Source organism: Streptomyces sp. TLI_053 (assembly GCF_900105395.1).
Classification (GTDB): Bacteria; Actinomycetota; Actinomycetes; order Streptomycetales; family Streptomycetaceae; genus Kitasatospora.
The window spans coordinates 7,147,843-7,168,873 of the sequence record NZ_LT629775.1 but is presented as its reverse complement, the minus strand read 5'-3'; the positions used below and the strand labels follow the sequence as shown (position 1 = coordinate 7,168,873).

General features: G+C 73.4%; 17 protein-coding genes. 5 read left to right on the top strand and 12 right to left on the bottom strand.

Translation table 11 applies throughout. The features are described 5' to 3' along the window. Positions 1-112 precede the first annotated feature (112 nt). Complete coding sequence (locus tag BLU95_RS29960; RefSeq protein ID WP_400754940.1) at positions 113-1,333, bottom strand: site-2 protease family protein; 1,221 nt, start codon at positions 1,331-1,333, stop codon at positions 113-115. Positions 1,334-1,515: 182 nt separating this feature from the next. Here BLU95_RS29960 and BLU95_RS29955 point away from each other — a divergent pair, with 182 nt between their 5' ends. Together BLU95_RS29955 and BLU95_RS29950 are read left to right on the top strand one after the other, a co-directional pair. Continuing rightward, positions 1,516-2,424 (top strand): RecB family exonuclease, encoded by a 909-nt coding sequence (locus tag BLU95_RS29955; RefSeq protein WP_231977868.1) that lies wholly within the window; start codon positions 1,516-1,518, stop codon positions 2,422-2,424. Then, on the top strand, positions 2,425-3,096 hold the full coding sequence (locus BLU95_RS29950) for a response regulator (protein ID WP_030299918.1): 672 nt from the start codon (positions 2,425-2,427) through the stop codon (positions 3,094-3,096). 91 nt (positions 3,097-3,187) lie between these two features. Here BLU95_RS29950 and BLU95_RS29945 read toward each other — a convergent pair whose 3' ends face one another. From BLU95_RS29945 to metH, 3 genes are all read right to left on the bottom strand, one after another. Continuing rightward, positions 3,188-4,795 (bottom strand): ABC transporter substrate-binding protein, encoded by a 1,608-nt coding sequence (locus BLU95_RS29945; protein WP_159425042.1) that lies wholly within the window; start codon positions 4,793-4,795, stop codon positions 3,188-3,190. A 284-nt stretch (positions 4,796-5,079) separates the two neighbouring features. Then, the gene (locus BLU95_RS29940) at positions 5,080-5,784 is read right to left on the bottom strand and encodes an HAD family hydrolase (protein ID WP_093862721.1); all 705 of its coding nucleotides are present in this window, start codon (positions 5,782-5,784) and stop codon (positions 5,080-5,082) included. A 141-nt stretch (positions 5,785-5,925) separates the two neighbouring features. After that, on the bottom strand, positions 5,926-9,435 hold the full coding sequence (gene metH, locus BLU95_RS29935) for a methionine synthase (RefSeq protein WP_162497196.1): 3,510 nt from the start codon (positions 9,433-9,435) through the stop codon (positions 5,926-5,928). 145 nt (positions 9,436-9,580) lie between these two features. Here metH and BLU95_RS29930 point away from each other — a divergent pair, with 145 nt between their 5' ends. Further along, positions 9,581-10,681 carry a glycoside hydrolase family 18 protein gene (locus BLU95_RS29930; protein WP_107452613.1) on the top strand — a complete coding sequence of 367 codons (1,101 nt, stop codon included), beginning with the start codon at positions 9,581-9,583 and terminating at the stop codon, positions 10,679-10,681. 10 nt (positions 10,682-10,691) lie between these two features. On the opposite strand, the gene BLU95_RS29925 is transcribed toward BLU95_RS29930, so the two are convergent. After that, positions 10,692-11,225, bottom strand: coding sequence for an SRPBCC family protein (locus BLU95_RS29925; RefSeq protein ID WP_159425041.1), 534 nt, complete (start codon positions 11,223-11,225; stop codon positions 10,692-10,694). Positions 11,226-11,541: 316 nt separating this feature from the next. On the opposite strand from BLU95_RS29925, the gene BLU95_RS29920 reads away from it, so the two are divergent. Then, positions 11,542-12,492: a PAC2 family protein gene (locus BLU95_RS29920; RefSeq protein ID WP_045939655.1), complete on the top strand. Its 951-nt coding sequence runs from the start codon at positions 11,542-11,544 to the stop codon at positions 12,490-12,492. A gap of 117 nt (positions 12,493-12,609) precedes the next feature. Here the strand turns inward: BLU95_RS29920 and mshC are convergent, their stop codons facing one another. The 6 genes from mshC to BLU95_RS29890 all read right to left on the bottom strand — a co-directional run bounded on the left by mshC (position 12,610) and on the right by BLU95_RS29890 (position 18,629). After that, entirely contained in the window at positions 12,610-13,839 is a 1,230-nt protein-coding gene (mshC, locus tag BLU95_RS29915; RefSeq protein WP_093862719.1) for a cysteine--1-D-myo-inosityl 2-amino-2-deoxy-alpha-D-glucopyranoside ligase, read from the bottom strand. A gap of 283 nt (positions 13,840-14,122) precedes the next feature. Beyond that, positions 14,123-15,007 (bottom strand): dioxygenase family protein, encoded by an 885-nt coding sequence (locus BLU95_RS29910; RefSeq protein WP_093862718.1) that lies wholly within the window; start codon positions 15,005-15,007, stop codon positions 14,123-14,125. A 143-nt stretch (positions 15,008-15,150) separates the two neighbouring features. Continuing rightward, a complete protein-coding gene (locus tag BLU95_RS29905; RefSeq protein ID WP_093862717.1) occupies positions 15,151-16,068 on the bottom strand; it encodes a helix-turn-helix domain-containing protein in 918 nt (305 codons plus the stop codon). Positions 16,069-16,248: 180 nt separating this feature from the next. Then, entirely contained in the window at positions 16,249-17,094 is an 846-nt protein-coding gene (locus BLU95_RS29900) for an SCO1664 family protein (protein ID WP_400754988.1), read from the bottom strand. Between the two features lie 26 nt (positions 17,095-17,120). Next, positions 17,121-17,690, bottom strand: coding sequence for a DUF3090 domain-containing protein (locus tag BLU95_RS29895; protein WP_093862715.1), 570 nt, complete (start codon positions 17,688-17,690; stop codon positions 17,121-17,123). Between the two features lie 192 nt (positions 17,691-17,882). Continuing rightward, positions 17,883-18,629: a histidine phosphatase family protein gene (locus BLU95_RS29890; protein ID WP_093862714.1), complete on the bottom strand. Its 747-nt coding sequence runs from the start codon at positions 18,627-18,629 to the stop codon at positions 17,883-17,885. Between the two features lie 276 nt (positions 18,630-18,905). On the opposite strand from BLU95_RS29890, the gene BLU95_RS29885 reads away from it, so the two are divergent. After that, the gene (locus tag BLU95_RS29885; protein WP_173862161.1) at positions 18,906-19,898 is read left to right on the top strand and encodes a magnesium and cobalt transport protein CorA; all 993 of its coding nucleotides are present in this window, start codon (positions 18,906-18,908) and stop codon (positions 19,896-19,898) included. A gap of 63 nt (positions 19,899-19,961) precedes the next feature. Here the strand turns inward: BLU95_RS29885 and BLU95_RS29880 are convergent, their stop codons facing one another. Continuing rightward, positions 19,962-21,020 (bottom strand): LLM class F420-dependent oxidoreductase, encoded by a 1,059-nt coding sequence (locus tag BLU95_RS29880; RefSeq protein ID WP_093862713.1) that lies wholly within the window; start codon positions 21,018-21,020, stop codon positions 19,962-19,964. Positions 21,021-21,031 lie beyond the last annotated feature (11 nt).

Sequence of the window (21,031 nt, the reverse complement as noted above, 5' to 3'; positions counted from 1 at the left end):
GACAATCCTAAGGGAAGCGCGCCGTCCGCCCGACCAGGTGATCGTTCCGGCGGTGCCGGAGCGTCGCTCCCGGGGTGCCGGAGGGTCGCCCCCGCCCCGCCGGACGGCCGTCTCAGCGGCCGCTGACGGCCGCCGTCAGCCGCTGTTCGATGTCGGTGAGCGTGGCGACGCCGAACACCCGTCCGTCCGCCTCGACCACCAGGTACTCCCCGGCGGGGGTGGCCCGGACGGCCCGCAGCAGGTCCTCGCCGGCGAGGTCGGCGGGGAGCCGCAGCCCGGGTTCGAGGTCGCGGGCGAGCGGGCCGACGGCGACCCAGGGGCGGCGGTGCTCGGGGACGGCGCGCACGGCGGACTCGCGGACCAGGGCGATCGGCTCGCCGCGCCCGTCGACCACGACGACGGCGCCGGCCTCGGCCTCGTGGGCGCGCCGCATGGCCTCGCCGAGCGGGGTGTCGGCGGTGACCTCGACGGCCCGGCGGGCCAGGTCGCGCAGCCGCAGGCCGGGCAGGACCTCCTTGAGCCGGGCGTTGCGCAGGGCGTTGGTGGCGCCGTTCCAGATGATGGCGGCGAGCACGGCGGCGAGGACGGCGTCGACCAGGGTGTCGGTGCGGCTGCGGTCGAGTTCGCGGGCGGAGCTGACCAGCGGCAGGCCGATCAGGACGGCGACGGCGAGCGCCCGGCCGGCCCAGGCGGCGGCGACGGTGCCGGTCATCGGCCGGCCGGTGACCGCCCAGACCACGGCGCGCAGCATCCGGCCGCCGTCGAGCGGCAGACCGGGCAGCAGGTTGAAGGCGGCGACGACGAGGTTGGAGACCATCAGGCCGGTGAGCAGGACGCCGGGGACGGTGGACAGCTCGACGGCCTGGAGGGCGAGGTAGAACACGCCGCCGAGGACCAGCGAGAGCAGCGGGCCGACGAAGGCCAGCCAGAACTCGCGCCAGGGGCGTTCGGCCTCGTTCTCGATCTCGGAGACACCGCCGAAGAACTGCAGCTGGATCCGCCGCACGCCGAGCTCGTAGCGCAGCGCGACCAGGGTGTGGGCGAGTTCGTGGATCAGTACCGAGCCGTAGAAGGCGACGGCGAAGAAGAAGGCGAGCAGGTAGCGGGCTGCGCCGAGCTCGGGCAGGACCCGGTCGAGCTGGCCGCCGAAGACCCAGGTGATGAGGGCGGCGATGACGAACCAGGACGGGGTGACGTAGATCGGCACGCCGAAGGGGCGGCCCATCAGGATGCCGCCGCGGGGCTCCGGGTCCTCGGGCGGCGGGGTCCCGGGCCGGGTGCCGCTGTCGTGCGGTGGCTGGTCGGAGGTCCGCCGGCCACTGGAGTCGCTCACCGTGTTCCCTTCGTCCGTCTGCCACCGGCGCGCGCCGCGCGCCGGTGCGCCCACGCTACGTGATCGGGGCGGTCGTCCGGCGCGCGCCCCTCGCCTTCCCACTGCCTTCATACCCACCCGCGGGCGGCTTGCGGCAGCACCGTGGCAGCGGGATGACAGCGCAGGGCAATAGGGTCTGGGGTATGCAGCAGACCGAGACCAGCAGCGCCGTCGTGGCCCCGGTGCGGGCGGCGGCGGCCCCGACCGGGCTCTCCCCGTCGCGCGCGGGCGACTTCCTGACCTGCCCGCTGTTGTACCGGCTGCGGGTGATCGACCGGCTGCCGGAGCCGCCGAGTCCGGCGGCGACCCGGGGCACGCTGGTGCACGCGGTGCTGGAGCGGCTGTTCGACTCCCCGGCGGCGGACCGTACGCCGGAGCGGGCGCTCGGGCTGCTGCGCCCGCAGTGGGAGCGGCTGCTCGGCGAGCGGCCGGAGCTGGCCGGGCTGTTCCCGGAGGACCCGGACGGCGCCGCGCTGACGCGCTGGCTGGGGGACGCGGAGAAGCTGGTCGCCCAGTGGTTCCGGCTGGAGGACCCGACCCGGCTGCATCCGGTGGAGCGGGAGCTCTACGTGGAGACGGCCCTGGAGTCGGGGCTGCTGCTGCGCGGCTACATCGACCGGGTCGATGTCGCGCCGACCGGCGAGGTCCGTCTGGTGGACTACAAGACCGGCCGGGCCCCCTCGAGGGATTTCGAGGGCAAGGCGATGTTCCAGATGAAGTTCTACGCGCTGGTGGTCTGGCGCTGGAAGGGCGTGCTCCCCCGGCGACTGCAGCTGGTCTATCTGGGCGGCGGCGGGGACGTGGTCAGCTACGACCCGGACGAGGCGGACCTGCTGGCGGTGGAGCGCAAGCTGCTGGCGCTGTGGGAGCGGATCGGCCTGGCGGTGGCGACCGGCGACTTCCCGGCGACCCGCAACCGGCTCTGCGACTGGTGCGATCACCAAGCCAGCTGTCCGGAGTTCGGCGGCACGCCGCCGCCGTACCCGCTGCCGCTGGCGCGTACGCCCGACGAGGACGATCCCGCGGGGGATCCGACGAGCAAGGAGTCCTAGGTGACGATCCGAGTGCTGCTGGTCGACGACCAGCCGCTGCTGCGCACCGGTTTCCGGATGATCCTGGAGGCCGAGTCCGACCTGGTGGTGGTCGGTGAGGCCGGCGACGGCCAGCAGGCGCTGGACCAGGTGCGGGCGCTGCAGCCCGATGTGGTGCTGATGGACATCCGGATGCCGCGGATGGACGGGGTGGAGGCGACCCGCCGGATCGCCGGTCCGGGGCGGGACGGCCCGGCCAAGGTGCTGGTGCTGACCACGTTCGACCTGGACGAGTACGTGGTCGAGGCGCTGCGCGCGGGCGCGAGCGGCTTCCTGCTGAAGGACGTGCCGGCGGAGGAGCTGGTGCAGGCGATCCGGGTGGTGGCGGACGGCGCGGCGATGCTGGCGCCGTCGATCACCCGGCGGCTGCTGGACATGTACGCCACGAAGCTGCCGTCGGGCGAGGAGGCGCCGCCGCAGGCGCTGAACGCGCTGACCGAGCGGGAGCTGGAGGTGCTGAAGCTGGTGGCGCGCGGGCTGTCGAACGCGGAGATCGCGGCGGAGCTGTTCGTCAGCGAGACGACGGTGAAGACGCATGTCGGCCATGTGCTGACGAAGCTGCAGCTGCGGGACCGGGTGCAGGCGGCGGTGTACGCGTACGAGAGCGGCCTGGTGCGGCCCGGCGCGCTGTAGCGGACGACGGAGCGGCCCGCCCGCCCCCACCCCGGTCCGGGGTGGGGGCGGGCGGGCCGCTCCGTCGTGTTCGGGGCGCCGGCCCCGCGGGTCACTTGCCCTTGCCGACCCGGCCGATCTCCCAGAAGCGGAAGAAGCCGGTGGTGTCGACGGTCGACTCCACGCCGGTGATGTTGGAGCGGGAGGTGTAGAACGCCTTGTTCTGGAACAGCGGGATCAGCGGGGCGTTCTCGGCCACGATGCCCTGGATCTGGGCGTAGAGGCTGCTGGCGGTGGCCCGGTCGGTCTGCTTGAGGGTGTCGGGCACCAGCTTCTGGCTGATCCGCTGGTCGTCCCAGCCGTGGTGGTAGGCGCCACCCTCGACGATCAGCGGCGCGACGTAGTTGTCCGGGTCCGGGTAGTCCGCGAACCAGCCGATCAGGTACATCTGGTACTTGCTCTCGTTCCAGCCCTTCTTGAAGGCGTCCCAGTCGGGCTCCTGCTGGACGGTGACCTGGAACAGGCCGCCGGCCTCCAGCTGCTTCTTCAGGGTCTCGGCCTCGACGGCCTCGGCGCGCGAGCGCGACCAGGTGAGGTTGAGCTTGACCGGGGTGGCGACCTTGGCGGCGGCGAGGATCGCCTTGGCCTTGGCCGGGTCCTGGTCGCCGTAGCGGTCGAAGAAGGCCGTGTTGTGGCCGGTGACGCCCGCCGGGACCATGGAGTACAGCGGCTGGACGGTGCGCGCGAAGACGTCGCGGGCCAGGGCCTTGCGGTCGACCAGCTGGGCGGCGGCCTGGCGGACGGCGACGTTGCCGGCGGTGGCGTCCTTGGTGTTGAACACCAGGTAGCGGGTGTCGTTGCTGTCGCCCTCGACGACGCGCAGGTCGGTCTTGCCGCCCTGCTGGTCGGAGAGGATCTGCGCGGCGGTGTTCGGCTCGAGGCTGTTGTCGGCCAGGTCGACCTCGCCGTTGTCGATCGCGGTCTTGAGGTCGGCCGGCTTGTCGAAGTAGCGCAGCACGAACTTCTTGTTCCGGAGCTTGGCGTCGCCGGTGTACTTGTCGTTGGGCAGGAGCACGACCTTGGCCGGGCCGCTCTTCGGGGTCGCCTCGATGGAGTCGATCTTGTACGGGCCGGAGCCGACCAGCTTGTCGTTCGCCAGCGCCTTGTCCGCCGGGAAGACCTCCTGGTCGACGATGGCGCCGGCCGGGCCGGCCAGCTTGGCCGGGAGGGTGGCGTCGGGCTGGGCGAGGTGGAAGAGCACCTCGGTGTCGTTGACCGCCTCGACCGTCTTGATCGACGACAGCAGGCCGGCCGGGCCGTTGGCGTCGTTGATCTTCAGGGTCCGCTGGATCGAGAAGACGACGTCGGCGGAGGTCAGCGCGTGGCCGTTGGAGAACTTCAGCCCGCTCCGGAGCGTGCAGTGGTACTGGGTGGCGTCGCCGGCGGTGAACTCGCAGGACTGGGCGGCGTCCGGGGTGGGGGCGCTGGACGCGGCCGGGTAGCTGAGCAGCGACTGGAAGGTGTTGCGCAGCAGCAGCCAGGAGCCGGCGTCGTAGGCGACGGCCGGGTCCAGGGCGTTGGTCGTCGCGGTGGTGCCCAGGGTGATCGCCTTGTCGCCGTCGCCCTTGACGGCGTCGGTCACCGAGCCGCAGCCGGCCACCGTAACGGCCACGATTCCGGCGCAGCCGAGCACGGCCAGTCGTTCAGCGGAAGTCTTCACGGGTCGCGTCCTTCTGGGTGCGGGGCTGCGACCGCGGGCACGACGGGGGTGCCCGTCAGCGGCGGTGCCTGGGCTCGGGGGTGGAACGAACTGGAGTAGCGTGCCATATCGAACAGACACCCCCGATACCCGCACAGGTGACAGTTGGGACACGGGCGGGTGCGCTGGACTGGCCTCTCCTACGAGTTGTCAGGCAATGCCCGTTTTCTCCCCGGGGAGTCCCCCGGCCCGGCCCGGTCCGTCCGCTTACCGGTCGGTACCGACGGTCCGCAATGAGACGACAATCACACTCGCGAGGCGACCAGCGAGCGCAGCAGTTCCAGGTCGACCTGCTCCAGCGAGGACAGCACCAGGCGCCCCGGAGCGGGCTCGATCGGCGCCACCGAGGGGACGGCGATCACCGGGCAGCCGGCCGCCTCGGCGGCCCGCACGCCGGTCGGCGCGTCCTCCACCACCACGCAGCGGGCCGGGTCGGCGCCGAGCCGGCGGGCCGCCTCCAGGTACGGGTCCGGGTGCGGCTTGGTGCGGGCCACCTCGTCGCCGGCGACCGAGAAGGCGAAGTGCTCGGCGCCGAGCGAGCGGAGCACGATGTCGATGATGTGCCGGTGCGAGGCGGACACCAGGGCGGCCGGGACCCCGTGCGCGGCCAGCGTGTTGAGCAGCCGCTCGGCGCCCGGCATCAGCGGCACGCCGCCGTCCAGCAGGTCGACGAAGCGCCTGTTGATCAGCACGGTCAGCTCGGCCGGCGAGAGGTCCACCCCGGTACTGGCCAGCAGGTGGTCGATGACCCGGGTCATCGGGCCGCCGACCACGTGGGCGCGGTCCTCGGCGGTCAGCTCGTGGCCCAGCTCGGCGAAGAGCGAGGCCTCCGCCTGCCACCAGAAGTCCTCGGTGTCGACCAGCGTCCCGTCCATGTCCAGCAGCACCGCCTGCAGGCCCCGGTCGTCGCCGCGGCCGAGGGTCGGGGTGGCGGTGGAGATGGTGGTCATTGGCGGGATCCTTCCGTCCGTGCCCGGATCGGACCCGGGGATGGCACGGGCCGGCCCGCTTTTGAGCGGACCGGCCCGTTCAGGATCATCAAGGATACGCCCGGGGACCCCGAATGAAGCGAACGCTGCGCAGCGTGGGCGTTACCGGGCGTTGAAGTACTTGGCCTCCGGGTGGTGGATCACGATCGCGTCGGTGGACTGCTCGGGGTGCAGCTGGAACTCCTCGGAGAGCACCACGCCGATCCGCTCGGGCTTCAGCAGCTCGGCGATCTTGGCGCGGTCCTCCAGCTCCGGGCAGGCCCCGTAGCCGAGCGAGAACCGGGCGCCGCGGTACTTGAGCGCGAACATGTCCTTGACGTCCTGCGGGTCCTCGTCGCCGAAGCCCAGCTCGTAGCGGACCCGCGCGTGCCAGAACTCGGCCAGCGCCTCGGCCAGCTGGACGGACAGTCCGTGCAGCTCCAGGTAGTCCCGGTAGGAGTTGTCGGCGAACAGCTCGTTGGCGGCCTCGGAGATCCGGTTGCCCATGGTGACCACCTGGAGGCCCAGCACGTCGCGGACCCCGGACTCCTCCGGGCGGAAGAAGTCGGCCAGGCAGAGCCGGCGCCCGCGCCGCTGGCGCGGGAAGGTGAACCTGGTCCGCTCGCTGCCGTCCTCGTGGAAGACGATCAGGTCGTCGCCCTTGGAGTTCGCCGGGTAGAAGCCGTAGACGACCGCCGCCTCCAGCCAGCCCTCGGTCTGCAGCCGGTCCAGCCACATCCGCAGCCGCGGCCGGCCCTCGGTCTCCACCAGCTCCTCGTACGAGGGGCCGTCGCCGTTCCGGGCGGCCTTGAGGCCCCACTGCCCCTTGAACAGCGCGTCCTCGTCCAGCCAGGAGGAGTAGTCGGCGAACGGCACGCCCTTGACGATCCGGTCGCCCCAGAACGGCGGCTCGGGCACCCGGTTGTCGACCGCGACGTCGGAACGGATCTGGCCGAGGTTGACCTCCTCCGGCTCCTCGACCTCGACCCGGGCGTGCCGGCGCTGCTTGAGCTCCGGCAGGGTGGCGCCGGGCACACCGCGCTTGACCGCGATCAGCGCGTCCATCAGCCGCAGGCCCTCGAAGGCGTCCCGGGCGTAGCGGACCTCGCCCTCGTAGATCTCGTGCAGGTCCTGCTCGACGTAGGCACGGGTCAGCGCGGCGCCGCCGAGGATCACCGGGTAGTCGGCCGCCAGCTTGCGCTGGTTCAGCTCCTCCAGGTTCTCCTTCATGATCACGGTGGACTTGACCAGCAGGCCGGACATCCCGATGACGTCCGCCCGGTGCTCCTGGGCGGCGTCCAGGATCGCCGAGACCGGCTGCTTGATGCCCAGGTTGACCACGGTGTAGCCGTTGTTGGACAGGATGATGTCGACCAGGTTCTTGCCGATGTCGTGGACGTCGCCCTTGACGGTGGCCAGCACGATGGTGCCCTTGCCCTCGTCGTCGGACTTCTCCATGTGCGGCTCCAGGTGGGCCACCGCGGTCTTCATGACCTCGGCCGACTGGAGCACGAACGGCAGCTGCATCTGGCCGGAGCCGAACAGCTCGCCGACCACCTTCATGCCGGCCAGCAGCGTGCTGTTGACGATCTCCAGGGCCGGGCGCTCCGTCAGCGCCTCGTCGAGGTCGGCCTCCAGGCCGTTGCGCTCGCCGTCGATGATCCGGCGCTGGAGCCGCTCCTCCAGCGGCAGCGCGGCCAGCTCCTCCGCCTTGGACGCCCGGACCGAGGACGAGGAGACGCCCTCGAACAGCTGCAGCAGCTTCTGCAGCGGGTCGTAGCCCTCGCTGCGGCGGTCGTACACCAGGTCGAGCGCGACCTCGCGCTGGTCCTCGGGGATCCGCGCCATCGGCAGGATCTTGGAGGCGTGCACGATCGCCGAGTCCAGGCCCGCGTCGACGCACTCGTTCAGGAAGACCGAGTTGATCACCATCCGGGCGGCCGGGCTGAGGCCGAAGGAGATGTTGGACAGACCGAGGGTGGTCTGCACGTCCGGGTGGCGGCGCTTGAGCTCGCGGATCGCCTCGATGGTCTCGATGCCGTCCCGGCGCGACTCCTCCTGCCCGGTGCCCAGGGTGAAGGCCAGGCAGTCGACCAGGATCGAGCCCTCGTCGACGCCGTACTCGCCGGTCAGCTGGGCGATCAGCCGCTCGGCGATCTCGACCTTCTTGGCCGCGGTGCGGGCCTGGCCGTCCTCGTCGATGGTCAGCGCGATCAGCCCGGCGCCGTGCTCGCGGGCCAGCGAGGCGATCCGGCCGAAACGGGTGTCCGGGCCGTCGCCGTCCTCGTAGTTCACCGAGTTCAGCACGGCGCGCCCGCCGAGCGACTCCAGGCCGGCCCGCAGCACCTCCGGCTCGGTGGAGTCCAGCACGATCGGCAGGGTGGAGGCGGTGGCCAGCCGGCCGGCGATCTCCTTCATGTCGGCGACGCCGTCGCGGCCGACGTAGTCCACACAGAGGTCCAGCAGGTGGGAGCCGTCCCGGATCTGGTCGCGGGCGATCTCCACGCAGGCCTGCCAGTCGCCGGCCAGCATCGACTCGCGGAACTTCTTCGAGCCGTTGGCGTTGGTGCGCTCGCCGATCGCCAGGTAGGAGGTGTCCTGGCGGAACGGCACCGACTGGTACAGCGAGGACGCGGACGGCTCGGGGCGCGGCTCGCGCGGCGCGACCGGGCGGCCCTGCACCCGCTCGACCACCTGGCGCAGGTGCTCGGGGGTGGTGCCGCAGCAGCCGCCGACCAGCGAGAGCCCGTAGTCGCGGGTGAACACGTCGTGCGCGTCGGCCAGCTCGGACGGGCTCAGCGGGTAGTGCGCGCCGTCCTTGCCCAGCACCGGCAGGCCCGCGTTGGGCATGCAGGACAGGCCGATCCGGGCGTTCTTCGCCAGGTAGCGCAGGTGCTCGCTCATCTCGGCCGGGCCGGTGGCGCAGTTCAGGCCGATGTAGTCGACGCCGAGCGGCTCCAGCGCGGTCAGCGCGGCGCCGATCTCCGAGCCGAGCAGCATGGTGCCGGTGGTCTCCACCGTCACCTGGACCAGCACCGGCAGGTCCAGGCCCGCGTCGGCCAGGGCCTGCTTGGAGCCCAGGATCGCGGCCTTGGTCTGCAGCAGGTCCTGGCTGGTCTCCACCAGCAGGGCGTCCGCGCCGCCGGCGATCAGACCGGCCGCGTTCTCCCGGAAGCCCTCGCGCAGGACCTCGTACGGCGCGTGGCCCAGGGTCGGCAGCTTGGTGCCGGGGCCGATCGAGCCGAGCACCCAGCGGGTCCGGCCGTCCTCGGCCGCGTGCGCGTCGGCGGCCTCGCGGGCCAGTCGGGCACCGGCCTCGGAGAGCTCGAAGATCCGGTCGGGGATGTCGTACTCGCCGAGCGCGGAGAAGTTGGCGCCGAAGGTGTTGGTCTCCACACAGTCCACGCCCACCGCGAAGTAGGCGTCGTGGACGGAGCGGACGATGTCGGGCCTGGTCAGGTTGAGGACCTCGTTGCAGCCCTCCAGGTTCTGGAAGTCCTCCAGCGTCGGGTCCTGTGCCTGGAGCATGGTGCCCATCGCTCCGTCGGCGACCACCACCCGGGTGGCCAGTGCCTCACGCAGCGCGTTCGCGCGGCTCTGCGGGGTGACGGACGGGCTGGCGGCAATGGCCATGGGGCTTCTCCCTGGGTGCGACGGCTGTCGGCTTTGCGAACCCGCTGAGTCGGGGACGCACGTGGCCAGGGTATCCGGACCCCGCCGGGAGGAGACCACCTATTCCGTATCCTGAACGCTCGGCCGAACAGGGGGGAACGACCGGATGACCACGATGCGGACACTGGTTCGGGACGGCGTACGGCGGGCCGGGGGCGCCGCCGCCGCCCGGGCCCGGGCGCTCCGGTCCCGCTGGCGCGGCTGGTCGCGGTGGCGCAAGAGCCTGGTGGTGGCGCTGACGGCGCTGGCCGTGGTGCTGGTCCCGGTCGGTTCGGCGGCGCTCGCGCTGCGCCTGCAGTACGTCGGCGACCCCTCCCCCGAGGCGCGCAGCCGCGGCCGTGACGCACTCTGGCTCGGCCACGCCTGGGTGGACGGCCGGAAGGGTGACGCGGACGTCGCGGCCCTCGCCGAACGGCTGGCCGGCACCGGCGTGCGGGACCTCTACGTGCACACCGGCCCGCTGGAGCACGACGGCTCGCTGCCGCCCGCCGTGCACCCCCGGGCGGCCTGGTTCACCGGGGCCGCGCACCGGGCGCTGCCCGGGGTCCGGGTGCAGAGCTGGCTCGGCGACGAGGTGAAGCCGGAGAAGGACGGCCTGGACCTGGAGGACGCCGCCACCCGCGACCGGGTCACCGCCTCCGCCCGCCAGGTCCTGGACCTCGGCTTCGACGGCGTGCACTTCGACATGGAGCCGATCCGGCCGGGCTCCGACGGCTGGCTCGCCCTGCTCGACCAGGTCCGCCCGGTCACCGCCGGGCGCGGCGCGAAACTGTCCGTCGCCGCCCCGCAGATCGACCCGCTGCCCTACCAGCACGACGTCGCCATCGCGCTCACGGACCACGGCAAGTGGTGGGACCAGGCGTACTTCACCGCCACCGCCCGCCGGGTGGACCAGATCGCGGTGATGACCTACGACTCCAGCATGCCGACCGAGGGGTTCTACGGCGCCTACAACGCCTACCAGACCGAGCTCGCCCTGGAGGCCACCCCGGCGGAGGTCGACCTGCTGATGGGCCTGCCGTTCTACTGGGAGGACGAATGGGGCCACTGGGGGCGTGCCGAGACGGTCACCGCCGGGATCCGGGGCATCCGGCTGGGCCTGGGCCGGCAGGACCTGCACCGGCCGAACTTCGGCGTCGGCCTGTACGTGGACTTCGCCGCCACCGAGCAGAACTGGGCCGACTACCGGCGCGACTGGGTGCGATGAGGGCCGGTTCTCAGGGCGCGGCCAGCCGGTGGGCGAGCGCGCTCAGGTAGCGGTGGACGGTGGCGTCCTCGCCGGTCAGGTAGTGCGAGACGGCCCGGTACAGCGGCTGGTAGACCTCGCCGTGCTCGGTGACGGTGAGCGTGCAGCCCCGGCCCGCCGGTGTCAGCACGTACGTCCAGGTGCCGCCGTAGGGCAGGTCCGGGTCCGCGATGCCGGTCACCAGGCGGTGCGGGGCGGCGCTCTCCACGACCTCGTAGGTGGTGTGGCCGTGCTTGCCGTACTCGCGCCACCGGGGGTGCCCGGCGGCGGTGGCGGGCAGCCGTTCGACGTGCGCCAGCCCCGGGCGCCAGGCCGGGAAGAGGTCGACGGCGGTCAGGACGTCCCAGACCTCGTCGGGCGGCCGGTCCAGTTCGAGTCCGCCCTCGCTGACGTGTTCCACCGGCAGTCGCCGGCCCGCGGCCAGCAGCGCCACCGCCAGCCCGGCCGTGGCTCCCGCCGCCACCACGGCGGTCGCCCCGACCGCCGTCCACCGCCGTCCGCTCATCCGCCGGCTCCTCACACCCTGTGCACCCGGCCCCATCACCCATCATCGCGCCGTCCCGCCGCGCGGGCGCGGCCGGGCCCGGGGCGGTCCCCCGGGGCCCGCCCGGATAACCGCTGGATCGCGGCCGTCCCCTCGCCCAGACTGTCCCGGTGGCCCGGCGGAACGGCGCTTCAAAGCCCGTAGGCTGGGCAGGTAGGGACCATGGAGCGCGGCGTTCCATGGGTGACGAGAGGTTCGACCGTCGGCTTCCGGCCGCCGGCACCCGGGCATTCCCGGCCGGGTGGCGCGGTGGACGCCGACCGGAGGGAGACGCTGGGTGATCGAGCTGGAGGAAGTTCCCGAGTTGATCGACCCGGTGATGGTGTGCGCCTTCGAGGGGTGGAACGACGCGGGTGACGCCGCCTCGGCCGCGCTGGCGCACCTGGACGAGACCTGGGGCGGCAAGGTGTTCGCCGCGCTCGACGCGGAGGAGTACTACGACTTCCAGGTCAACCGGCCCACCGTATGGCTGGACGGCGGGGTGCGCCGGATCACCTGGCCCACCACCCGGCTCTCGGTGATCCGGGTCACCGAGCCGACCACCCGGGACGTGGTGCTGGTCCGCGGCATCGAGCCGAGCATGCGCTGGCGCTCGTTCTGCAACGAGCTGCTCGGCTTCGCGCACGAGCTGGGCGTCGAGCTGGTGGTGATCCTGGGCGCACTGCTCGGCGACACCCCGCACAGCCGCCCGGTGCCGGTCAGCGGTGTCACCTCGGACCCGGAGCTTGCCCGCCGGCTGGAGCTGGAGGAGAGCCGCTACGAGGGACCGACCGGGATCGTCGGGGTGCTCCAGGAGGCGTGCACGCACGCCGGGGTGCCGGCCGTGACGCTGTGGGCGGCGGTGCCGCACTACGTCGCCCAGCCGCCGAACCCCAAGGCCACCCTGGCGCTGGTCAACAAGCTGGAGGACCTGCTGGACCTGCGCATCCCGCCGGGCGAGCTCGGCGAGGACGCCCGGGCGTGGCAGCTGGGCGTGGACCAGCTGGCCGCCGAGGACAGCGAGGTCGCGGAGTACGTCCAGCAGCTGGAGGAGGCGCAGGACACCGCGGAGCTGCCGGAGGCCTCGGGCGACGCGATCGCCCGGGAGTTCGAGCGGTACCTGCGGCGCCGGGAGAACGTCGGGCCGACCGGCGAGAAGCCGGTCTCCGGGCACGCCACCGCGGAGCGGCCGGCCGAGCCGGAGCCTCCGACGGCCCGGGAGAGCCAGGACGGCGCCGAGGAGGACTGAGCGCGTCCGGTCGGACCGGAACCGCCGTACCGACGCCGTGGGGGCGTCGAGGCCACTGGCCTCGACGCCCCCACGGCGTTGACGGGACTCCGCGCGGACTCCCTGGGGCGCGACGCCCTAGAGCGCGACGCCGAGCAGCGCGTCCACGGTGCGGGTGACCAGACCGGGGGCGCCGATCACGGTGCCGCCGTCGCGCTCCTGCGCGGCGGCCCAGCGGTCCACCGCGGCCAGCGCGGCCGGGGCGTCCAGGTCGTTCGCGAGCGCGGCGCGGACCTCGGCGAGCAGCTGCTCGGCGGCCGGGCCGTCCGGGCGGGAGACCGCGGCGCGCCAGCGGGCGAGCCGCTCGACGGCCTCGTCCAGGGTGCCCTTGGTCCACTCCCAGTCCTCGCGGTAGTGGTGCGAGAGCAGGGCCAGCCGGATCGCCGCCGGGTCGACGCCCTCGCGGCGCAGGGCCGAGACGAAGACCAGGTTGCCGCGGGACTTGGACATCTTGTGGCCGTCCAGGCCGACCATGCCGGCGTGCACGTACGCCTGGGCGTACGGGTGGGCGCCGGTGGCCACCTGGGCGTGCGCGGCGCCCATCTCGTGGTGCGGGAAGGACAGGTCGCTGCCGCCGCCCTGGATGTCGAAGGACATGCCGAGGAACTGCAGGGCGATCGCGACGCACTCGATGTGCCAGCCGGGGCGGCCGTGGCCGAGCTCGGTGTCCCAGGCGGGCTCGCCGGGACGGGCGGCCAGCCAGAGCAGGGCGTCCAGCGGGTGGCGCTTGCCGGGGCGGTCCGGGTCGCCGCCGCGCTCGGCGAAGACCGGGAGCATGGCCTCGCGGGTGAGGCCGGAGACCTCGCCGAAGGTCGGGTCGGCCTCGACCGAGAAGTAGATGTCGCCGTCCAGCTCGTAGGCGGCACCGCTCGCGAGCAGCTTCTGGACCAGCGGGACGATCCACGGGATGGACTCGACGGCGCCGATGTAGTGGGCCGGCGGGAGCAGCCGCAGCGCGGTCATGTCCTCGCGGAACAGCGCGGTCTCGCGCTCGGCGAGGGCCACCCAGTCCTGTCCGGTCTCGACCGCGCGCTGGAGCAGGGGGTCGTCGACGTCGGTGACGTTCTGCACGTAGAGGACGTCGTGTCCGGCGTCCTTCCACACCCGCTGCACCAGGTCGAAGGCGTTGTAGGTGGCGGCGTGGCCCATGTGGGTCGCGTCGTAGGGCGTGATGCCGCAGACGTAGATCCGGGCGGTGCCGTCCTGCGGCACGACCTCCCGGATGCCTCCCGTCGCGGTGTCGTGGATTCGAAGGGGGAGCCCCTGACCAGGCAGGGCGGGAACCTCGGAGGCGGGCCAGGCATGCATGGGATCGACTTTAACCTTGAGAACATTTGAAAGCCTAACCAGTCGGCAAGATCGACTGGATTCGTCTGCTTTCGCGGCCCGGGCGCTTCCTGACCGATCGTGTCCGGAAACCTTCGCCGGAGCGCCGGGGCGAAAGCGGCGCGAAGGCGGACCGGAAGCGGAACGGCGGCAGGCCGGAACCGCCCCGTGCACGGCCACACGGGGCGGTCCGGGCGGACGGGCGCCCGGTCGGCCCTGCCGCCGACCGGGCGCCCGCGACCCTGCGGGCAGACGGCCGGAGCCGCTACAACCGCTGCCAGAGGGCCGGCACGTTCGGCGGCTCCCACCCCGCGATGGCGGTGTGCCCCTGGAGGCACCGGTAGGAGACGCCGCCGTAGGTGACGCGGTCGCCCGCGTTGTAGAAGGTGCCCGCGGTCCAGGTCCCGCCCGGCGCCGTGGTCGGCGGCGTGGTGGGGGGTGTGGTGGGCGGCTTGGTCGGCGTGGTGGGGGTGGCGGTCGGGGTCGGGGTCTGCGGCACGTTGAGCACGAAGTCGTACGTGCCCTCCTTCGCCGAGCCGACCTGGCGGACGTTCATCAGCAGCCGCGCGTCGTAGATGGTGTCGGTGCTGTTGCGCGGCTCGTTCGGGAAGTACAGCTGGGTGGTGAGCACCGGCCGGCCGGGCGCCTGGAGCTTGACGTGGATGTGCCGGGTGCGACCCGGGTAGAGGCCCGGCACGATCGTGGTGAGGCTGAACGCACCCTGGGCGTTGGTGAACTGGTGGCCGCGGAAGGTGAACCCGACGTTGTCGTAGGCACCGTTCACGTCGGCCTGCCAGAAGTCCAGCAGGACGCCGGACAGGGGCAGGCAGGCGCGGCCGAAGACGTAGCCGCTGACGGTGAGCCTGGTGCCCGGGGTGCTGTCGGTGATGAGCGAGGTGCGCAGCGGCGAGTTGGGCTTGAAGTACGGCCCCTCGGTCTGCTCGATGGTCGGGGCGTCGCCGTCGTGGCACTCGGGCGTGAAGTCCGGCATCTCGCCGGTGCCGACCCGGTCGCGGGCCAGGGCGACGCCGCCGCCGACCAGCAGGGGGGCGGTGCCGAGAACGGCGGCTGCCCGGAGGACGGTCTTGCGGCTTATCCGGCGGTCGGTGGGACCGTCCGTCCCGGTGACGGGCTCTTCGGACGCGGGCATGCGCCGACTCCTTCGCTGTGGGTGTGGGGGATCTGCCGGTGTCGATGGGAATGACGGCCCTTGCCATGGTGGGGGCATGACAAGGACCGGGCCGGCGGGCCGCCCGCTCGCGCCGGGCGGTCCGCCGGTGGCCGACAGTCAACCTACGGGCCGTCCGGACCTGCCGCGATGGACGTGATCCGGGGATCGTGGTGATTTCCTCCGACCTTGGCCCGGAACTCCCCGGGCGTCATCCCGGTCTCCCGGCGGAAGAACCGGCAGAAGTACGCCGGGTCCCCGAACCCGGCCTCCCGGGACACCTGACGCACCGTCAGTTCGGTGCAGGCCAGCAACCGCTTGGCCTCCAGCGTCTGCTGCTGGCGGATCAGCCGCCCCGGCGTCCGGCCGGTCGCCTGCTTGACCGTCGCCTGGAGGTGCCCCGGGGAGACCCCCAGCTCCTGGGCGCAGGAGGCGACCGAGCGTTGCACTCCGCCCGGGTCGGCGATCAGCCGGGTGAACGCGGCGGCGAGGTCGCCGGTGCGGCCCGGCAGCGCCCCCGGGCCGACCGGCGCGCAGGCCCGCAGGGCGCGGACCACCAGGATGTGCAGACTGGCCCGCAGCACGCCCGGATAGCCCGCCGGCCGCGCCCGGTACTCGGCCTCCATGTCCGCCAGCAGCGCGGCGATCGGCCCGGCCTGCTCGCCCAGCCGCACCGCCGGGCGACCGGCCAGGACGCGCAGCGCGGCGAGGTCCTGCGGATTGGTCAGGAGGAAGTCCTCGTTGAACAGCACGACCTGGCCGGTGAGGTCGTCCGCGTCCACCCAGTGGTGCACCTGGCCGGGCGCGATCACGCACAACTGCGGCGGCTGCAGCGGTCGCTGGACCAGGTCCAGGACGTGGGCGCCGCGGCCGCCGGTGACGTAGACGATCTCGAAGAAGGAGTGCCGGTGGGGGAAGCCGGCCCGGGACAGCGGGCCGATGGTGTCGAAACTGCCGATCGCGAACGGGAGCAGATGCGGCAGCGGGACCTGGAGGCGGTGCAGCGGCAGGTCCAGGTGGGGGGTGGTCCGTCGCTCGTCCATCGTCGCAGTGTGCGGCCGGGACCTGGCACCGGTCCAGACCACTGTCCGGTGGAAGGACTTCCGGACGGGTGGTCCGGCGGGCCGGACGGCCCCGGCTTCGAAGGCGGGAGGCCCCGCGGGACCGTCCGATCGCGGGAAGCCGCACCGGACCGGCGGATCGCGGGAAGCCCCGCCGGACCGTCAGATCGGCGGCCAGGGGATGGACGGCCAGTCCTCGGAGGGCAGCGGATGGGTACCGGCGGCGAGCAGCGCCGCCACCCGGGCCCGGGTGGCGTCCAGTTCGGCCGCCGTCAGGTGCGGGGCCAGCCGCTCCCCCAGCGCGCCGTCCAGCTGCCCGGCCAGGCCGGCCAGCACCGCCGCCGCCTCCTCGGGCAGCGGGCTCCCGGCCCAGCCCCAGAGCAGGGTGCGCAGCTTGCCCTCGCTGTGGAAGGTGACGCCGTGGTCGATGCCGTAGATCCGGCCGTCCGCGGCCGGGATCAGGTGGCCGCCCTTGCGGTCGGCGTTGTTGAGGACGGCGTCCAGTACGGCGAGCCGGCGCAGCCGCTCGTCGTCGGGGTGGACCAGCAGCGCGGTGCGCCCGTCGCCGACCTCGGCCCGGACGATCGGCAGCCAGCCGTCCTCGGGGCCGTCCGGGTCCTGGAGCGCGAGCAGCGGGTCCGCGTCCGGGTCGGGCTCGACCCACAGCTGCACCATGCCGGGGCCGTGCGGGCCGTCCCGCAGCACGGTGGGCGGGACCAGCCCCCAGCCGGTGGCGGCGGACAGCTCGTAGGCGGCGACCTCGCGGCCGGCCAGGGTGCCGTCCGGGAAGTCCCAGAGCGGGCGCTCGCCGGCCACCGGCTTGTAGACGGCCTGGGCGGCGAGGCCTTCGGTGCCGTCGATGCCGACGGTGCAGTAGAGGGCCGCGTTGGAGGCGTCGGTGAGCCGGCCGTGCACGGTCAGCGCGCCCTCCCGCAGCAGCCGCAGCGCGGTCGGCGGGTCGGCGGCGAGGGCGGCGGCCCCGGCGGGGTCGGCGCGCGGCGGCTCGATCCCGCCGGCCGGGGCGGACGAGGTGTTCAGCGCCGGTACCCGTTCGCGCGCGGGCACAGGTGGCCCTCCGGGTCGAGCGGCAGGTTGCAGAACGGGCAGGGCTTGCGGCCGGCCGCGACGAGGTCCAGCGCGCGCCTGGCGAACACCCGGGCCATCGCGCCGGACAGCCGCACCCGGAGCATGTCGGGGCCGTTCTCGTCGTCCTCGAAGACGGCGGCGCCCTCCTCCTCGCCCTCCTCCTCCTCGATCAGCGCCTGTGCCTCGACGACCAGGCAGCTGTCCACGGTGTCCCACGCCAGCGCCATCGTGCCGACCCGGAACTCCTGCTCCAGCGGCAGGTCCAGCGGTGCGGTGTCCAGCAGCTCCTGCGGGGCACCGGCCGGGATCGCGGCGTCGCCGCCGCTGCGGCGCAGGGCCTCGTCGAGGACCTCCTCGATCCGCTCGGCGAGCGCGGCGACCTGGGTCTTCTCCAGCAGCACGCTGGTGATCCGCCCCCGGGCGCTGGCCTGGAGGTAGAACGCCCGGGCGCCGGGCTGGCCGACGGTGCCGGCCACGAACCGTTCGGGCTGGTCGTAGAAGTAGACCTGACGGGGCACGCTCTCGCTCCGGATCGTATCGATCGTCGTGGACGTCGGGGACGTCACGGGGTTCGGGGTCGGGCTCGGTGGTCCCGGGGTGCGCGGCGGGGTGCACCGGGGCCCACTGGTCACCCTACGACCTCCCGGGCCGGGCCGGGGAGCCGAGCCCCGGGGCCGGCCGCCGGGGGCCGTTGCGCGGGTCCGGCCCGATCAGGCCGCGCCGGTGGACCCGCCGACCACGGCGTCCCCGCTCGGACCGGCCTGGCCGGCCTGCCCGGGGTGGGCGGCGGGCCGGGGCGCGAGGGAGGCGAGGTCGCCGGTGTCGCCCATCCGCAGCACGAACGGGCGGCGCGCGGTGTAGCGGATCGCGGTGACCGAGCAGGGATCGACGTTGATCCGCTGGAAGTGGTCGAGGTGCAGGCCCAGCGCGTCGGCCACCACGGCCTTGATCACGTCTCCGTGCGAGCAGGCGATCCAGACCGCGTCCTCGCCGTGCTCGGCGGCGATCTTCTCGTTCCACTCGCGGACCGCGTCGACGGTTCGGTGGCTCAGCTCGCGCAGCGACTCGCCGCCCGGGAAGGCCGCGGCGGCCGCGTGGTCCTGGACGGTGCGCCAGAGCGGTTCCTTGGCGAGTTCGGCCAGCGGGCGGCCGGTCCACTCCCCGTAGTGGCACTCGCCGAGGCGCTCGTCCAGCGCGGGCTCGCCCGGCGCGGTGCCGCCGTGCTCGGGACCGGCCAGCCCGGGGCGGGCGGCGAGCAGCGGCTCCAGGGTCTGCCGGCAGCGCTCCAGCGGGCTGCTGACCGCCTGGACCAGCGGGACCGGGGCGAGCCGGTCGGCGAGGGCGGCGGCCTGGGCGCGCCCGGTGTCGTCGAGCTCCACGCCCGGCGTCCAACCGGCCAGGATTCCGGCGGTGTTCGCGGTGGAGCGGCCGTGGCGGACGAGCAGCAGGGTGGGCATGGGCCCACCCTACGGCCTCCCGGACCGGGGCGGGAGGGCTTCCGGATCTTGGTCGGGGCGCCGTGGCGGGGGCGGAGCGGGCCGTCACGGCGGGGCGGGGGCGGGACGTCGCGGCGGGCACCGGGGCGGGGGCGGGCCGGACGGGCGGCCGGGGCGGGACGCCGGGGCAGTACGGGTGGGGCGCACAGGACGCGGGGAACGCGGGGAGCACGGGAGAACGGTGCCGGGGCGAACCGTCGTCGCGGCGGATGTTTCGGAAGGGCGCCAGGGGCGAGAATGGCGCGCATGATCGTCCACTGCGCCATCTACCGGGACGGCCGCCCGGTCGCGACGCCCTCCGGTCCGGCCGGCTCCCTCGCCGCCGCCCGGAAGGCGGGGCGCGGCGGCTTCGTCTGGATAGGCCTGTTCGAGCCGACCGCCGAGGAACTCGACCAGGTCTCGGAGGAGTTCGGCCTGCACCCGCTGGCCGTCGAGGACGCGGTCGGCGCCCACCAGCGGCCCAAGGTGGAGGCCTACCAGGACTCGCTGTTCGTCGCGCTCAAGACCCTCGGTTACCACCCCGGCGGCCACGCGGTGACCAGCGGCGAGGTGATGCTCTTCGTCGGCGAGGACTTCGTGATGACCGTCCGGCACGGCGCCGACAGCCCACTCGGCGATCTGCGGGCCGAGCTGGAGGAGCAGCCGGAGGTGCTCAAGTACGGCCCGAGTGCCGTGCTGCACTCCGTCTGCGACGCGGTGGTGGACGGCTACGTGGACGTGGTGGTCGGGCTGCAGGCGGACCTCGACGAACTGGAGGCCGATGTCTTCGCCCCCGGCCGGGTGGGCCGGGACGTCGCGAGCCGGATCTACGGCTACAAGCGGCAGCTGGTCACCGTCCGCCGGGCCACCGGCCCGCTGGTCGAGCCGATGATACGGCTGGACCGCGGCGGGGTGCCGTTCGTCCGTGCCGAGGCGCGGCCCTATCTGCGGGACGTCTCGGACCACCTGGCCCGGGCCAACGACCAGGTGGAGGGGATGGACCGGCTGCTCTCGGACATCCTCGCCGCCAACCTGGCGCAGGTCAGCGTGCAGCAGAACAACGACATGCGGAAGATCTCGGCCTGGGCGGCGCTGGCCGCCGTGCCGACGATGATCGCGGGCGTGTACGGGATGAACTTCGAGCACATGCCGGAACTGCACCAGGCCTGGGGCTACCCGGCGGCGGTGTCGCTGATGGTGGTGGTCTGCGTGCTGCTGCACCGGGTGTTCAAGCGCTCCGGCTGGCTGTAGGCCCGGCCCCGGCGCGCCCGGGTGGCACCGCCGCCCTCGGGACGGTGCCACCGGGCCCGGTGATCAGGCCAGGCCGGCCCGCTCCAGCGCCGCGACGCCGGTGCGCAGCGCGGTGATCCGCTCGTCCAGGGTGAAGCCGGCCGGGGCCAGGGTGAGCGTGGTGACGCCCGCGTCGGCGTACGCCTGCATCCGGTCGGCGATCCGGGCGGTGTCGCCGATCAGCGAGGTGGCGTCGATGAGCTCGTGCGGGACGGCGGCGGCCGCGCCCGCGTAGTCCCTGGCCAGGTAGCGCTCCTGGACCTCGTCGGCGGCCTGCTCGTAGCCCATCCGCCGGGCGAGCTGGTTGTAGAAGTTCTTCTCCTTGCTGCCCATGCCGCCGATGTAGAGCGCGGTGTACGAGCGCTGCGAGTCGACGCCCGCCTTGATGTCCTCGCCGACCGCGATGGCGACGGTCGGGCAGACGTCGAATCCCTCGAACTCCCGGCCGGTCTCGGCACCGGCCCGGACCCGGCCGGCCTTCAGCGGGTCGAGGGAGAGCGCGGCGTGCTGCGGGTCGAAGAAGATGCCGAGCCAGCCGTCGGCGATCTCGCCGGTCTGCTCCAGGTTCTTCGGGCCGATCGCGGCGATGTACAGCGGGATGTGCTCGCGCACCGGGTGCACGGTGAGCTTGATCGGCTTGCCGGGGCCGCCGGGCAGCGGCAGCGTCCAGTGCTCGCCCTCGTGGACCAGCCGCTCGCGGGACATCGCCTTGCGGATGATCTCCACGTACTCGCGGGTGCGGGCCAGCGGCTTGTCGAACTTCACGCCGTACCAGCCCTCGGAGACCTGGGGGCCGGAGACGCCGAGGCCGAGCCGGAAACGGCCGCCCGAGAGGGTGTCCAGGGTCGCGGCGGTCATCGCGGTCATCGCCGGGGTGCGGGCCGGGATCTGGAAGATCGCCGAGCCCACGTCGATCCGCTCGGTCCGGGCGGCGACGAAGGACAGCACGGTGGCCGCGTCCGAACCGTAGGCCTCGGCCGCCCAGCAGACCGAGTAGCCGAGCCGGTCGGCCTCCTGGGCGACGGCGATGTTGTCGGCGTCCATGCCGAGTCCCCAGTAGCCGAGGTTGATGCCGAGTCGCATGGGCACTGCCT